The sequence below is a fragment of the Mycobacterium sp. SMC-2 genome, from assembly GCF_025263485.1.
GTDB lineage: Bacteria > Actinomycetota > Actinomycetes > Mycobacteriales > Mycobacteriaceae > Mycobacterium.
Genome location: NZ_CP079863.1, coordinates 4,736,069 through 4,749,730, shown reverse-complemented (window position 1 = coordinate 4,749,730; position 13,662 = coordinate 4,736,069). Strand labels below are relative to the sequence as shown.

16 protein-coding genes are annotated in these 13,662 nt (G+C 66.0%); 15 read left to right on the top strand and 1 reads right to left on the bottom strand.

Going from position 1 to position 13,662, the window contains the following annotated elements; all coding sequences use genetic code 11:
* Positions 1-22: 22 nt before the first annotated feature.
* The 15 genes from rpmE (at position 23) to KXD96_RS22175 (ending at position 12,953) form a co-directional block, all read left to right on the top strand.
* Positions 23-259: a 50S ribosomal protein L31 gene (gene rpmE, locus KXD96_RS22245; RefSeq protein ID WP_260739893.1), complete on the top strand. Its 237-nt coding sequence runs from the start codon at positions 23-25 to the stop codon at positions 257-259.
* Between the two features lie 103 nt (positions 260-362).
* Positions 363-1,436 carry a peptide chain release factor 1 gene (gene prfA / locus KXD96_RS22240; protein WP_260739892.1) on the top strand — a complete coding sequence of 358 codons (1,074 nt, stop codon included), beginning with the start codon at positions 363-365 and terminating at the stop codon, positions 1,434-1,436.
* The gene (gene prmC, locus KXD96_RS22235) at positions 1,433-2,380 is read left to right on the top strand and encodes a peptide chain release factor N(5)-glutamine methyltransferase (RefSeq protein WP_260739891.1); all 948 of its coding nucleotides are present in this window, start codon (positions 1,433-1,435) and stop codon (positions 2,378-2,380) included. The genes prfA and prmC overlap by 4 nt, the downstream gene beginning before the upstream one ends.
* Positions 2,373-3,032: an L-threonylcarbamoyladenylate synthase gene (locus KXD96_RS22230; RefSeq protein WP_260739889.1), complete on the top strand. Its 660-nt coding sequence runs from the start codon at positions 2,373-2,375 to the stop codon at positions 3,030-3,032. Before prmC ends, KXD96_RS22230 begins: the two co-directional genes overlap by 8 nt.
* Before the next feature lie 28 nt (positions 3,033-3,060).
* Complete coding sequence (locus KXD96_RS22225; protein ID WP_260745495.1) at positions 3,061-4,290, top strand: glycosyltransferase family 4 protein; 1,230 nt, start codon at positions 3,061-3,063, stop codon at positions 4,288-4,290.
* Positions 4,291-4,509: 219 nt separating this feature from the next.
* Complete coding sequence (locus tag KXD96_RS22220; RefSeq protein ID WP_260739888.1) at positions 4,510-5,010, top strand: ATP synthase subunit I; 501 nt, start codon at positions 4,510-4,512, stop codon at positions 5,008-5,010.
* Positions 5,003-5,758, top strand: coding sequence for a F0F1 ATP synthase subunit A (gene atpB, locus KXD96_RS22215; protein WP_260739886.1), 756 nt, complete (start codon positions 5,003-5,005; stop codon positions 5,756-5,758). Before KXD96_RS22220 ends, atpB begins: the two co-directional genes overlap by 8 nt.
* 84 nt (positions 5,759-5,842) lie before the next feature.
* Positions 5,843-6,091 (top strand): F0F1 ATP synthase subunit C, encoded by a 249-nt coding sequence (locus KXD96_RS22210; protein ID WP_024636915.1) that lies wholly within the window; start codon positions 5,843-5,845, stop codon positions 6,089-6,091.
* A gap of 9 nt (positions 6,092-6,100) precedes the next feature.
* Positions 6,101-6,634 (top strand): F0F1 ATP synthase subunit B, encoded by a 534-nt coding sequence (locus KXD96_RS22205; RefSeq protein ID WP_260739884.1) that lies wholly within the window; start codon positions 6,101-6,103, stop codon positions 6,632-6,634.
* A gap of 6 nt (positions 6,635-6,640) precedes the next feature.
* Positions 6,641-7,981: a F0F1 ATP synthase subunit B/delta gene (locus tag KXD96_RS22200; RefSeq protein WP_260739882.1), complete on the top strand. Its 1,341-nt coding sequence runs from the start codon at positions 6,641-6,643 to the stop codon at positions 7,979-7,981.
* A 70-nt stretch (positions 7,982-8,051) separates the two neighbouring features.
* Positions 8,052-9,716 (top strand): F0F1 ATP synthase subunit alpha, encoded by a 1,665-nt coding sequence (gene atpA / locus KXD96_RS22195; protein WP_260739880.1) that lies wholly within the window; start codon positions 8,052-8,054, stop codon positions 9,714-9,716.
* A gap of 6 nt (positions 9,717-9,722) precedes the next feature.
* Positions 9,723-10,628, top strand: a complete 906-nt coding sequence (locus KXD96_RS22190; RefSeq protein ID WP_260739877.1) for a F0F1 ATP synthase subunit gamma — start codon at positions 9,723-9,725, stop codon at positions 10,626-10,628.
* Positions 10,629-10,655: 27 nt separating this feature from the next.
* The gene (gene atpD / locus KXD96_RS22185; RefSeq protein ID WP_260739876.1) at positions 10,656-12,107 is read left to right on the top strand and encodes a F0F1 ATP synthase subunit beta; all 1,452 of its coding nucleotides are present in this window, start codon (positions 10,656-10,658) and stop codon (positions 12,105-12,107) included.
* Positions 12,108-12,137: 30 nt separating this feature from the next.
* Positions 12,138-12,503 (top strand): F0F1 ATP synthase subunit epsilon, encoded by a 366-nt coding sequence (locus KXD96_RS22180; protein WP_260739874.1) that lies wholly within the window; start codon positions 12,138-12,140, stop codon positions 12,501-12,503.
* 6 nt (positions 12,504-12,509) lie between these two features.
* The gene (locus tag KXD96_RS22175; RefSeq protein ID WP_067747734.1) at positions 12,510-12,953 is read left to right on the top strand and encodes a DUF2550 domain-containing protein; all 444 of its coding nucleotides are present in this window, start codon (positions 12,510-12,512) and stop codon (positions 12,951-12,953) included.
* A 15-nt stretch (positions 12,954-12,968) separates the two neighbouring features.
* On the opposite strand, the gene KXD96_RS22170 is transcribed toward KXD96_RS22175, so the two are convergent.
* Entirely contained in the window at positions 12,969-13,553 is a 585-nt protein-coding gene (locus KXD96_RS22170) for a cob(I)yrinic acid a,c-diamide adenosyltransferase (RefSeq protein ID WP_260739868.1), read from the bottom strand.
* Between the last annotated feature and the right edge of the window lie 109 nt (positions 13,554-13,662).

The following is a 13,662-nucleotide window of genomic DNA, read 5'->3' as shown; positions in this document are numbered from 1 at the left end:
CACAGCGATCGAAGAGGACGTTATGAAAGCCGACATTCACCCCGCTTACGCGGAGACCACCGTGCACTGTGGGTGTGGAAACACCTTCCAGACCCGCAGCACCAAGCCTGGCGGCAACATCGTCGTCGAAGTGTGCTCGCAGTGCCACCCCTTCTACACCGGCAAGCAGAAGATCCTCGACAGCGGCGGCCGGGTGGCCCGCTTCGAGAAGCGCTACGGCAAGCGCAAAGGCGCCGCGGCGGACAACACCGACAAATAGCTGCGTTGCCGACGCCCGAACTGTGCGAGACAGCACAGGCCGGGCGTCGGTTTGCGTTTGCAGGCAATGACTCGGGGGCCGAACGGGGCAGGAGGTGACACACATGACGCAGCCCGTGCAGACGATTGATGTGCTGCTGGCCGAACACGCCGAACTCGAGCAACGGCTGTCGGATCCCGACTTGCACAGCAATCCGGCCGAGGCGCGCAAAGCCGGCCGCCGATTTGCCCGATTGGCCCCGATCGTTGCCACCTATCGCAAGTTGGAGTCGGCGCGCGGCGACCTGGAGACCGCGCGGGAACTGGCCGCCGACGACGACTCGTTCGCCGACGAGGTGACCGAACTGCAGTCGCGGGTGGCCGAATTGGACACCCAACTGACCGACATGCTGGCGCCCCGCGATCCGCATGACGCCGACGACATCGTGCTGGAAGTCAAATCCGGTGAGGGTGGCGAGGAATCGGCATTGTTCGCGGCCGACCTGGCCAGGATGTACATCCGCTATGCCGAGCGGCGCGGCTGGAACGTGACCGTACTGGACGAGACCACGTCCGACCTCGGCGGCTACAAGGACGCGACGCTCAGCATCGCGAGCAAGGGCGACTCCGCCGACGGGGTGTGGTCGCGAATGAAGTTCGAGGGCGGGGTGCACCGGGTGCAGCGCGTCCCGGTGACGGAATCCCAAGGCCGAGTGCACACTTCGGCGGCGGGCGTACTGGTCTATCCCGAACCCGAGGAAGTGGGCGAGGTGCAGATCGACGAGTCGGATCTGCGCATCGACGTGTACCGCTCGTCCGGCAAGGGTGGGCAGGGGGTGAATACGACCGACTCCGCGGTGCGGATCACGCATCTGCCCACCGGGATCGTGGTCACCTGTCAGAACGAACGCTCGCAGTTGCAGAACAAGACGCGCGCGCTGCAGGTGCTGGCCGCCCGCCTGCAGGCACTGGCCGAAGAGCAGGCGCTGGCCGACGCGTCGGCCGATCGGGCCAGCCAGATCCGGACCGTGGACCGCAGCGAACGGATCCGTACCTACAACTTCCCGGAGAACCGGATCACCGACCACCGGATCGGTTACAAGGCGCACAATCTCGATCAGGTACTCGACGGCGACCTGGACGCGATGTTCGACGCCTTGAGTGCCGCTGACAAACAGTCCCGGCTGCAACAGGCATGAACGTCTTGCGGCGCGCGATCGACTACGCTGCGGCGACGCTCGCCGAAGCGGGGATCGGCTCTGCGCGTTGGGATGCCGAGGAGCTGGCTGCACACCTCACGGGCACCGAGCGCAGCCGGCTGGCCATGCTCGAGTCGCCCGGGGACGACTTCTTCGGCCGTTACCGCGACGTCGTGGCCGCGCGTTCCCGGCGGGTGCCGTTGCAGCATCTCACCGGCACGGCCGCATTCGGACCGCTGATACTGCACGTCGGCCCCGGCGTCTTCATACCGCGCCCGGAAACCGAAGCCCTTTTCGCGTGGGTCACCGAACAGCGCCTCCCGGGCCGGCCGGTCATCGTCGACCTGTGTACCGGATCCGGCGCATTGGCCGTGGCGCTGGCCCATCGGCACCCCACAGCGCGAATCATCGCCGTCGATGACTCCGGGGCGGCCCTCGACTACGCGCGCCGCAACGCGGCGGGCACTGCGGTCGAGCTCATGCAGGCCGACGTCACCGCGCCCGGCCTGCTGCCCGAACTGGACGGCGGTGTCGACGTGGTGGTCGCCAATCCGCCCTATGTCCCCGACGCAACCGTCGTGGAACCTGAAGTCGCCCAATATGATCCACACCGCGCGGTGTTCGGCGGACCAGACGGGATGGCGGTGATCGCCTCCGTCGTCGAGCTGGCCGGGCGCTGGCTGCGCCCGGGCGGCATCTTCGCCGTCGAACATGACGACACGACCTCGTCGAAGACCGCCGAACTGGTCTGCAAGACGGGGCTTTTCGACGAGGTCGCGGCCCACCAGGACCTGGCCGGCCGGCCGAGATTTGTCACCGCCCGAAAGGGCGGCGCCGGTGAGTCGCGTCGCGACGATGCAGAGCGGAGCGATGGGGTGGGGGCACGCCCCACAACTGGGAGGTACCCCCACCCGCTAGCGGGGGAAGGCGGCGCAATTGACTGAAGTCTTCGACTGCGCCGACCCCGGCCAGCGTTCGCGCGGAATCGCCTCGGCGGCAGGCGCGCTCAAGGGTGGCCGACTGGTCGTCATGCCGACGGACACCGTCTACGGCATCGGCGCCGACGCCTTCAACAGCGCCGCGGTGGCCGCCCTGCTCTCGGCGAAGGGGCGGGGCCGGGACATGCCGGTCGGCGTGCTGGTCGGCTCCTGGCACACCATCGAGGGACTCGTCTACACGATGCCGGGCGGGGCCCGCGACCTGATTCGCGCGTTCTGGCCGGGAGCACTGAGTCTGGTGGTGCCGCAGGCGCCGTCGCTGCAATGGGACCTCGGCGACGCCCGGGGCACCGTTATGCTGCGGATGCCGCTGCACCCGGTGGCCATCGAGCTGTTGCGAGAAGTGGGGCCCATGGCGGTATCCAGCGCGAACGTCTCCGGCCGTGCGCCGGCGGTGGGCGCCAACGAGGCCCGAAATCAATTCGGCGAGCTCGTCGACGTCTATCTCGACGCGGGGACGGCCCAGCAGCAGGCCGCCTCCACGATCGTCGACCTGACCGGCGCCGCCCCGCACATCCTGCGACCCGGTCCGGTGAGCGCCGAGCGGATCGCCGAGGTGCTCGGGGTGGAGCCCGAAAGCCTGACCGCCCAGGCCTAACCGGAGCGGTTCTCTGGTTGCCAGGTTGGTGCAGTACGGTCTCGACGTGTCCAGCGACCCGGCCGCCGGCGTAGCCAACCTCGCAAGTGGTTTGCTCGCCCTGTCCGACCGTGGCGCCGGTGTCCCACTGCGCGAGCTTGCACTCGTGGGACTGACCGCGGCGATCATCACCTACTTCGCGACCGGACCCGTGCGCGTGCTCGCCACCCGGTTGGGCGCGGTCGCCTATCCGCGGGAACGCGACGTCCACGTGACCCCGACCCCGCGCATGGGCGGTCTGGCGATGTTTCTCGGCGTCGTCTCGGCCGTCTTCCTGGCTTCCCAGCTTCCGGCGCTCACCCGCGGCTTCGTCTATTCGACGGGTATGCCCGCGGTGCTGGTGGCCGGCGCGGTGATCATGGGCATCGGCCTCATCGACGATCGTTGGGGGCTGGACGCCCTGACGAAGTTCGCCGGCCAGATCACCGCGGCCAGCGTGCTGGTCACCATGGGCGTGGCCTGGAGCGTGCTCTACATCCCGATCGGCGGTGTCGGCACCATCGTGCTGGACCAAGCGTCGTCGATCCTGCTCACGCTGGCGCTGACGGTGTCCATCGTGAACGCCATGAACTTCGTCGACGGCCTCGACGGACTGGCTGCCGGCCTCGGACTGATCACCGCGCTGGCGATCTGCATGTTCTCGGTCGGCCTGCTGCGCGACCACGGCGGCGATGTCCTCTTCTATCCGCCCGCCGTGATCTCCGTGGTGCTCGCCGGGGCCTGTCTGGGCTTCCTGCCGCACAACTTCCACCGCGCCAAGATCTTCATGGGTGATTCGGGCTCCATGCTGATCGGGTTGATGCTCGCCGCGGCCTCCACCACCGCCGCCGGCCCCGTCTCGCAGAACGCCTATGGTGCGCGCGACGTGTTCGCCCTGCTGTCGCCGTTCCTGCTGGTCGTCGCGGTCATGTTCGTGCCGATGCTCGATTTGCTGTTGGCGATCGTGCGCCGCACCCGCGCGGGCCGCAGCGCGTTCAGCCCCGACAAGATGCACCTGCACCACCGGTTGCTGCAGATCGGTCATTCCCATCGCCGGGTGGTGTTGCTGATCTACCTCTGGGTGGGCATTGTCGCGTTCGGTGCGGCCAGCACGATTTTCTTCAATCCCCGCGACACCGCCGCGGTGATGCTGGGCGCCATTCTGGTCGCCGGCGTCGCGACGGCCATCCCGCTCATGCGCCGGCGAGATGAGTACGACGATGAGGACTACGACAGCTAGTAGTAGTTGGGCCCTACGTTGTGGTACGGTGCAGGTAGAGCCCCAAAAAGCCGCACAATTTGCCGGTCCATCGGACGCAGTTCCGATCGGGTCGGTTGAGGACTCGCGTCGGGAGATACCCCTTGGGCGAATCCCCTGTGACGTGCGATACGCTCGGCGGGCCACCGATCAGTCGGTCGGGGGACTCCCGCTCCAACAACTTGGGATTGAGGTGCTGCAGTGACGACACCAGCGCAGGACGCGCCGTTGGTGTTTCCCTCTGTTGCTTTTCGCCCGGTCCGCCTGTTCGTCCTCAGCATTGCCGTTACCGCGGTGGCGGTCGTCGTTGCCGGCCTGGCCGGTCACCCGATGGTCGGGGTGTTCTTCGGCATCGGGTTGCTGCTCGGTTTGCTCAACGCCCTTCTGGTGCGTCGTTCGGTCGCGTCGATCACCGCCAAAGACCACCCGCTGAAAAGCGCGATGGCGCTGAATTCAGCCACCCGGCTGGCCATCATCACGGTCATCGGGCTGATCATTGCCTACATCTTCCGGCCCGCCGGGCTGGGTGTCGTGTTCGGACTGGCGCTATTCCAGATCCTGCTGGTGGCATCGACGGCGCTTCCGGTGTGGAAGAAGCTGCGTGCCGGTGACTGGGCCGAGGCCCATCCCTCGGACGGTTCCGGAGGTGGCGTGAGCGCGGGATCGGAAGGAACGGAAGGAAGAAGCAGCAGCGATGACTGAAACGACGTTCCTCGCCGCCGCCATCGAGGTCGGCGAGCACGCGCACGCCACGTGGCTCGGGATGACCGTTAACACGGACACCATCCTGTCCACCGCGATCGCCGCGGTGATCGTGCTCGCGCTGGCCTTCTTCCTGCGCGCGAAGATCACCTCCACCGGGGTCCCCAGCGGCGTTCAGTTGTTCTGGGAGGCCATCACCGTCCAGATGCGCGATCAGATCGAGAGCGCGGTCGGCATGCGGATAGCGCCGTTCGTACTGCCGCTGGCCGTCACCATCTTCGTGTTCATCCTGATCTCCAACTGGCTGTCGGTGCTTCCGCTGCAGTACACCGACGCGTCCGGGCACACCACCGAGCTTCTGAAGTCGGCGGCCGCGGACATCAACTACGTCTTGGCGTTGGCTCTCTTCGTGTTCGTCTGCTATCACGTGGCGGGCATCTGGCGCCGCGGGATCGTCGGACACCCGCTCGCCGTGCTCAAGGGGCACGTGGCGTTCCTGGCGCCGATCAACCTGGTGGAAGAGCTGGCCAAGCCGATCTCGTTGTCGCTCCGACTTTTCGGGAACATCTTCGCCGGCGGCATCCTGGTCGCGCTGATCGCGCTCTTCCCGCCGTACATCATGTGGGCACCCAACGCCATCTGGAAGGCCTTCGATCTGTTCGTCGGGGCGATTCAGGCCTTCATCTTCTCGATCCTGACCATCCTCTACTTCAGCCAAGCCATGGAGATCGAGGAACATCACGACTGAGACCACCATGAATTGCTTTGACCCACACACCATTACAGAGGCCTGGTAGACCGCTACCAGCTATCAAGGAGGATAAGAATGGCTCTGGACCCCCAAGTCGCTGCCGCTGCTCTCATCGGCGGTGGACTCATCATGGGCGGTGGCGCGATCGGCGCCGGTATCGGTGACGGTATTGCCGGTAACGCGTTGGTCTCCGGCATCGCCCGGCAACCCGAGGCGCAAGGCCGGCTGTTCACGCCGTTCTTCATCACCGTCGGTCTGGTTGAGGCGGCCTACTTCATCAACCTGGCGTTCATGGCGCTGTTCGTGTTCGCCACACCCGTCGGCACCTAACTCGCTGTGATGGGTGACGCGAGCCTGAGCTTTCTGGCGTCCAGCCAGGTGGTGGCCGAGGGAGGCAACAACTTCCTCGTCCCGAACGGCACTTTCTTCTTCGTGCTGGCGATCTTTTTGATCGTGCTGGCCGTCATCGGCACGTTCGTCGTGCCGCCCGTCATGCGGGTGTTGCGCGAGCGTGACGCCATGGTCGCCAAGACGGTTGCCGACAACAAGAAGGCCGGCGAGCAGTTCGAGGCCGCCGAGGCCGACTACGAAGAAGCTATGACGGAAGCCCGGGTGAAGGCGTCGTCGCTGCGCGACAACGCTCGGGCGGAGGGCCGTAAGGTTGTGGAAGACGCGCGCGCCCGAGCCGAGCAACAGGTGATGTCGACGTTGCAAATGGCCGCCGAGCAATTGAAGCGGGAAAGGGACGCCGTGGAGCTGGATCTGCGTGCCAACGTGGCGTCCATGTCGGCGACGTTGGCCAGTCGAATCCTCGGCGTGGACGTCGCCCCCGTCACCGCGACCACATCAGCAACCAAGACATCCGGACGGTAATCACGCATGTCGACATTCATCGGCCAGTTGGTGGGCTTCGCGGCCATCGTTTTCCTGGTGGTGCGTTACGTGGTGCCGCCCGTGCGTCGTCTGATGGCGGCGCGCCAAGAGGCGGTGCGCCAACAGCTCAAGGACGCGTCCGCGGCGGCCGATCGGTTGACCGAGTCGACCGCGGCTCACAGCAAGGCCGTGGAAGCCGCCAAGGCGGAGTCGAAACGGGTTGTCGCAGAAGCGGAGGCGGACGCGAAACGCATCACCGAGCAACTGGGGATGCAGGCGGGGGTCGAGGAGGAACGCATCAATTCGCAGGGCGGCCGCCAGGTCGAACTGCTGCGCACCCAGCTGACCCGTCAGCTTCGCCTGGAACTCGGTCACGAGGCGGTGCGCCAGGCTGGCGAGTTGGTCCGCAACTACGTCGCCGACCCCGCCCAGCAGTCGGCGACCGTCGACCGGTTCCTCGATGATCTCGAGGCGATGGCACCGGCGTCCGCTGAAGTCCAGTACCCAGTGATGACAAAGATGCGCTCGTCGAGCCGCGCTGCGCTGACCAACCTGTCGGAACGGTTCAACACCATCGCGAAAGACCTTGACAACAAGGGCCTTTCCACGCTCTCCAGTGAACTGGTGGCGGTGGCCCAGATGCTGGACCGCGAGATCGTGGTTACCCGGTATCTCACCGTTCCGGCCGAGGACGGGGCCCCCAGGGTCCGATTGCTCGAGCGGTTGCTCGCGGGCAAGGTCGGCGACACCACACTCGACGTGCTGCGGTTCGCGGTGTCGGAGCGGTGGTCGGCCAACTCCGACCTGATCGACGCCATCGAGCACATATCGCGGCAGGCGCTGCTCGAGGTCGCCGAGCGTGAGAACAAGGTCGACGAGGTCGAAGAACAGCTGTTCCGGTTCTCCCGCATCCTCGACGCGCAGCCGCGGCTCGCGATCCTGCTGGGCGACTACGCCGTTCCGGTCGAGGGCCGAGTTAACTTGCTGCGCAAGGTACTGGACAGCGCGAGCGGCAGAGTCGAACCGATTGTGCAGTCCCTGCTGACCCAGACCGTCGAGCTGCTCAGAGGCCAGCCGGCCGAGGTGGCCGTTCAGTTCTTGGCCGAGGTTGCGGTGGCGCGCCGTGGCGAAGTCGTCGCGCAGGTCGGGGCGGCGGCCGAGCTGAGCGATGCCCAGCGGACCCGCCTCACCGAAGTGCTCACCCGCATCTACGGTCACCCGGTGGCGGTGCAGCTGCAGGTCGACACCGAACTGTTGGGCGGGCTGCTCATTGCCGTGTCCGACGAAGTGATCGACGGGACGCTCGCGTCCCGTCTGACCGCGGCCCGGGCCCAGTTGCCGGACTGACCACCAACCACTCACCACAAACCCTTTCCAACACACGCGATACGAAGATCAAGTAGGAAGACGAAAAGCCATGGCCGAGTTGACAATCTCCGCTGATGACATTCAGGGCGCCATCGAGGAGTACGTAGGCTCTTTCACCTCCGACACCACGCGCGAAGAGGTCGGTACCGTCGTCGACGCCGGCGACGGCATCGCGCACGTCGAGGGTCTCCCGTCCGTGATGACCCAGGAGCTGCTCGAGTTTCCCGGCGGTGTCTTGGGCGTCGCGCTGAACCTCGACGAGCACAGCGTCGGCGCGGTGATCCTGGGTGACTTCGAGAAGATCGAAGAAGGCCAGCAGGTCAAGCGCACCGGTGAGGTCCTCTCGGTTCCCGTCGGCGACGCATTCCTCGGGCGGGTGGTCAACCCGCTGGGTCAGCCGATCGACGGCCGCGGGGACATCGAAACCGACACGCGGCGCGCGCTGGAGATCCAGGCACCCTCGGTGGTGCAGCGGCAGAGCGTGAAAGAGCCGCTGCAGACCGGGATCAAGGCCATCGACGCGATGACGCCGATCGGTCGTGGCCAGCGCCAGCTGATCATCGGTGACCGCAAGACCGGCAAGACCGCCGTGTGTGTGGACACCATCCTGAACCAGCGGCAGAACTGGGAGTCGGGCGACGAGCGCAAGCAGGTGCGTTGCGTGTACGTGGCCATCGGGCAGAAGGGCACCACGATCGCGTCGGTGCGGCGCGCCCTGGAAGAGGGCGGGGCGATGGACTACACGACCATCGTCGCGGCGCCGGCGTCCGACTCTGCCGGGTTCAAATGGCTTGCGCCGTACACCGGTTCGGCGATCGCCCAGCAATGGATGTACGACGGCAAGCACGTGCTGATCGTCTTCGACGACCTGTCCAAGCAGGCCGAGGCGTACCGCGCGATCTCGCTGCTGCTGCGCCGCCCCCCGGGCCGCGAGGCCTACCCGGGTGACGTGTTCTACCTGCACTCCCGGCTGCTGGAGCGTTGCGCCAAGCTGTCCGACGAACTCGGCGGCGGCTCGATGACCGGCCTGCCGATCATCGAGACCAAGGCCAACGACATCTCGGCCTACATCCCGACCAACGTCATCTCGATCACCGACGGGCAATGCTTCCTGGAGTCCGACCTGTTCAACCAGGGTGTGCGGCCGGCCATCAACGTCGGCGTCTCGGTGTCCCGCGTCGGTGGCGCCGCGCAGATCAAGGCCATGAAAGAGGTGGCCGGTTCGTTGCGTCTGGACCTGTCGCAGTTCCGCGAGCTGGAATCCTTCGCCGCCTTCGCCTCCGACCTGGACGCCACGTCCAAGGCGCAGCTGGAGCGCGGCGAGCGGCTGGTGGAGCTGCTCAAGCAACCGCAGTACCAGCCCATGCCCGTTGAGGAGCAAGTGGTTTCGATCTTCCTCGGCACCGGCGGCCACCTGGACTCGGTGCCGGTCGAGGACGTCCGGCGGTTCGAAACCGAGTTGCTGGACCACATGCGGGCTTCCGAGGAGAAGATCCTGGCCGGTATTCGCGACAGCCAGAAGCTTTCCGACGAAACCGCCGAAGAACTCGAGAAGGTCATCAACAACTTCAAGAAGGGCTTCGCCGCCACCGGCGGTGCATCCGTGGTGCCCGACGAGCACGTCGAGCCGCTCGACGAAGAGGAGCTGGAAAAGGAATCGGTGAAGGTCAAGAAGCCGGCGCCGGAGAAGAAGGCAAAGAAAGAGAAGAAGTAGCAACCAATGGCTGCCACACTTCGCGAATTACGCGGCCGGATCCGATCGGCAGGGTCGATCAAGAAGATCACGAAGGCCCAGGAGATGATCGCCACGTCGCGCATCGGCAAGGCGCAGGCGCGGCTGGAGTCCGCACGGCCATATGCGTTCCAGCTCACCGCGATGCTCACCACCCTGTCGGCCGAAGCCGCGCTCGATCATCCGTTGTTGGTCGAGCGTGAGGAACCCAAACGGGCTGCTGTCGTGGTGGTGTCGTCCGACCGTGGCTTGTGCGGTGCGTACAACTCGAGCATCTTCCGGCGCTCCGAGGAGCTGTTCTCCCTGCTGAGGGAGGAAGGTAAGACGCCGGTCCTCTACACGGTTGGCCGCAAGGCGCAGAACTACTTCAGCTTCCGCAACTGGGATATCACCCAGTCGTGGACGGGCTTCTCCGAGCAGCCCAAGTACGAGAACGCCGCGGAGATTGCTTCGGTCTTGGTCGACACCTTCATGAAGGGCGCCGGCGGCGAGGATGAGGACGGCGAAGGCGTCGACGAACTGCACATCGTCTACTCGGAATTCAAGTCGATGATGTCTCAGGCCGCAGTGGCCCACCGGATCGCCCCCATGGTCGTCGAGTACGTCGAGGAGGCGCCAGAGGTGCGCACCCTGTATTCGTTCGAACCGGATGCGACAACGCTTTTCGAGTCGCTGCTGCCGCGATACCTGACCACCCGCGTCTACGAAGCGCTGCTCGAATCCGCCGCATCGGAGCTTGCGTCGCGCCAGCGGGCGATGAAGTCGGCCACCGACAACGCGGACGACCTGATCAAGGCCCTGACGCTGATGGCGAACCGCGAGCGGCAGGCCCAGATCACCCAGGAGATTAGCGAAATCGTCGGTGGCGCAAACGCGCTCGCCGACGCGCGCTAGATAGGCCCCCACGAGGAAGCGAAGAAAATGACTGCTACAGACGAAAAGACCGAAAAGTCGACCAAGAGCGACACCAGCGGCCGCGTGGTGCGGGTCACCGGGCCGGTCGTCGACGTCGAGTTCCCCCGGGGTTCGGTGCCGGAGCTGTTCAACGCGCTCAACGCGGAGATCACGTTCTCCGAACTCGCGAAGACCCTGACGCTCGAGGTCGCCCAGCACCTGGGTGACAACCTGGTGCGCACGATCTCGCTGCAGCCCACCGACGGCCTGGTGCGCGGGGTGGAGGTCACCGACACCGGTCGGGCGATCTCGGTGCCGGTCGGCCAAGAGGTCAAGGGCCACGTCTTCAACGCGCTGGGGCACTGCCTGGACAAGCCGGGCTATGGCGAGGACTTTGAGCACTGGTCGATTCACCGCAAGCCGCCGGCCTTCGAAGAGCTCGAGCCGCGCACCGAGATGCTCGAGACCGGCCTGAAGGTGGTCGACCTGCTCACCCCGTACGTGCGTGGCGGCAAGATCGCGCTGTTCGGCGGCGCCGGGGTGGGCAAGACGGTGCTCATCCAGGAGATGATCAACCGTATTGCCCGCAACTTCGGTGGTACGTCGGTGTTCGCCGGCGTGGGGGAGCGCACCCGCGAGGGCAACGACCTGTGGGTCGAGTTGCAGGAAGCCAACGTGCTCAAGGACACCGCCCTGGTGTTCGGTCAGATGGACGAGCCGCCCGGCACCCGTATGCGGGTGGCGCTGTCCGCGCTGACGATGGCGGAGTGGTTCCGCGACGAGGCGGGCCAGGACGTGCTGCTGTTCATCGACAACATCTTCCGCTTCACCCAGGCGGGTTCGGAGGTGTCGACGCTGCTCGGTCGCATGCCGTCGGCCGTGGGCTACCAGCCCACGCTGGCCGACGAGATGGGCGAGCTGCAGGAGCGCATCACGTCAACGCGTGGCCGGTCGATCACGTCGATGCAGGCGGTTTATGTGCCCGCCGACGACTACACCGACCCGGCGCCGGCGACGACCTTCGCCCACCTGGATGCCACCACCGAGCTGTCCCGTTCGGTGTTCTCCAAGGGCATCTTCCCCGCGGTGGACCCGCTGGCGTCCAGCTCGACCATCCTCGACCCGGGTGTCGTCGGTGAAGAGCACTACCGCGTGGCGCAGGAAGTCATCCGAATCCTGCAGCGCTACAAGGACCTTCAGGACATCATCGCGATCCTCGGTATCGACGAGCTGTCCGAAGAGGACAAGCAGCTGGTGCAGCGCGCCCGCCGTATCGAGCGGTTCCTGTCGCAGAACATGATGGCGGCCGAGCAGTTCACCGGCCAACCCGGTTCGACGGTGCCGCTGAAGGAGACCATCGAGGCATTCGACCGCCTGACCAAGGGTGAGTTCGACCACGTGCCCGAGCAGGCCTTCTTCTTGATCGGTGGCCTGGATGACCTGGCCAAGAAGGCCGAGAGCCTTGGCGCCAAGCTCTAACCTCGTCGACGGGTCGAAAGGTGGTGTGACATGGCCGAACTGAACGTTGAGATCGTCGCGGTCGATCGAAAGATCTGGTCGGGTGAGGCAACGTTTCTGTTCACCCGCACCACCGTCGGCGAGATCGGTATCCTGCCGCGGCACATCCCGTTGGTGGCGCAATTGGTCGACGACGCGATGGTGCGTGTCGAGCGGGAAGGCGAAGACGATCTGCGGATCGCGGTGGACGGCGGTTTTCTGTCGGTCACCGAGGAGGCGGTGACCATCCTCGCCGAGTCCGCCGCATTCGAGTCGGAGATCGACGAGAGCGCCGCCAGAGAGGCTTCTGAGTCGGACGATCCGCGTATCGCCGCCAGAGGGCGCGCAAGGTTGCGCGCCGTCGGCGCGATCGACTAACCGCCGATGAGCGCGCCCATGGTCGGCATGGTCGTGCTCGTTGTCGTCCTAGCGGGCGCGGTCGTCGCGCTGAGCTATCGGTTGTGGAAACTGCGCCAGGGCGGCACCGCGGGGATCATGCGAGACATTCCCGCGGTCGGCGGTCACGGCTGGCGTCACGGCGTGATTCGTTACCGCGGCGGTGAGGCCGCGTTTTACCGCCTCTCCAGCCTGCGTCTGTGGCCGGACCGTCGACTCAGCCGCAGGGGAGTGGAGATCGTGGCCCGGCGGGCGCCGCGCGGTGACGAGTTCGACATCATGACCGACGAGATCGTCGTGGTGGAACTGCGCGACACGACGCAGGACCGCAGGACCGGTTACGAGATCGCGCTGGACAAGGGGGCTTTGACGGCATTCCTGTCCTGGCTGGAATCCCGCCCGTCACCGCGTGCTCGTCGGCGCAGCGTTTAGGCCTTGCGCCGCAAGTTAACTCGCACTTGGTGCTCCGCCGGCGGGCTTCCAGAGCACGTCGCCGCCGGGATTGGCCGCGCGAGCCAGGATGAAGAGCAGATCCGAGAGGCGGTTCAGGTATTTCGCCGGAAGGGCGTTTACCTGCTGCGGTGCGGCATCGACCGCCGCCCATGCCGAGCGTTCCGCTCGACGGACGATCGTGCGGGCGACGTGCAGCAGCGCCGATAGCGGCGAACCACCTGGCAGCACAAAGGAATTCAGCGCGGGCAGGTTCTCATTGTATTTGTCACACCAGCGCTCGAGCCGATCGATGTAGGGCTGAGTGACCCGCAGCGGCGGATACTGCGGGTTTTCCACCACCGGGGTCGACAGGTCCGCGCCGGCGTCGAACAGATCGTTCTGGATCTGACGCAGCACGCCGGCGGTCTCCTCGTCGGGCTCACCCAGGGCGATCGCGACGCCGATCGCCGAGTTGGCCTCGTCGCAATCCGCGTAGGCGACCAGGCGGGGATCATTCTTCGAGACCCGCGAGAAGTCACTCAAACCCGTCGTGCCGTCGTCGCCGGTTCGCGTATAGATGCGGGTCAGATGTACTGCCATGAGCAAAACGGTACTGCTGCTCGCAACGGGCTGGAGCGTCGGCTGACTGCTTGACTCGCCCCGCGCCGCTTCGCGGCTGGCGGTGCCCCCACCGCATCGTCGTCAAGCG

Excerpts from the sequence above, each read along its gene's own strand:
- KXD96_RS22180 (WP_260739874.1), top strand. The coding sequence starts at position 12,138 with ATGGCCGAACTGAACGTTGAGATCGTCGCGGTCGATCGAAAGATCTGG.
- KXD96_RS22190 (WP_260739877.1), top strand. The coding sequence starts at position 9,723 with ATGGCTGCCACACTTCGCGAATTACGCGGCCGGATCCGATCGGCAGGG.
- KXD96_RS22175 (WP_067747734.1), top strand. The coding sequence starts at position 12,510 with ATGAGCGCGCCCATGGTCGGCATGGTCGTGCTCGTTGTCGTCCTAGCG.
- KXD96_RS22170 (WP_260739868.1), bottom strand. The coding sequence starts at position 13,553 with ATGGCAGTACATCTGACCCGCATCTATACGCGAACCGGCGACGACGGC.
- atpD (WP_260739876.1), top strand. The coding sequence starts at position 10,656 with ATGACTGCTACAGACGAAAAGACCGAAAAGTCGACCAAGAGCGACACC.
- atpA (WP_260739880.1), top strand. The coding sequence starts at position 8,052 with ATGGCCGAGTTGACAATCTCCGCTGATGACATTCAGGGCGCCATCGAG.
- KXD96_RS22205 (WP_260739884.1), top strand. The coding sequence starts at position 6,101 with ATGGGTGACGCGAGCCTGAGCTTTCTGGCGTCCAGCCAGGTGGTGGCC.
- rpmE (WP_260739893.1), top strand. The coding sequence starts at position 23 with ATGAAAGCCGACATTCACCCCGCTTACGCGGAGACCACCGTGCACTGT.
- prmC (WP_260739891.1), top strand. The coding sequence starts at position 1,433 with ATGAACGTCTTGCGGCGCGCGATCGACTACGCTGCGGCGACGCTCGCC.
- atpB (WP_260739886.1), top strand. The coding sequence starts at position 5,003 with ATGACTGAAACGACGTTCCTCGCCGCCGCCATCGAGGTCGGCGAGCAC.
- prfA (WP_260739892.1), top strand. The coding sequence starts at position 363 with ATGACGCAGCCCGTGCAGACGATTGATGTGCTGCTGGCCGAACACGCC.
- KXD96_RS22200 (WP_260739882.1), top strand. The coding sequence starts at position 6,641 with ATGTCGACATTCATCGGCCAGTTGGTGGGCTTCGCGGCCATCGTTTTC.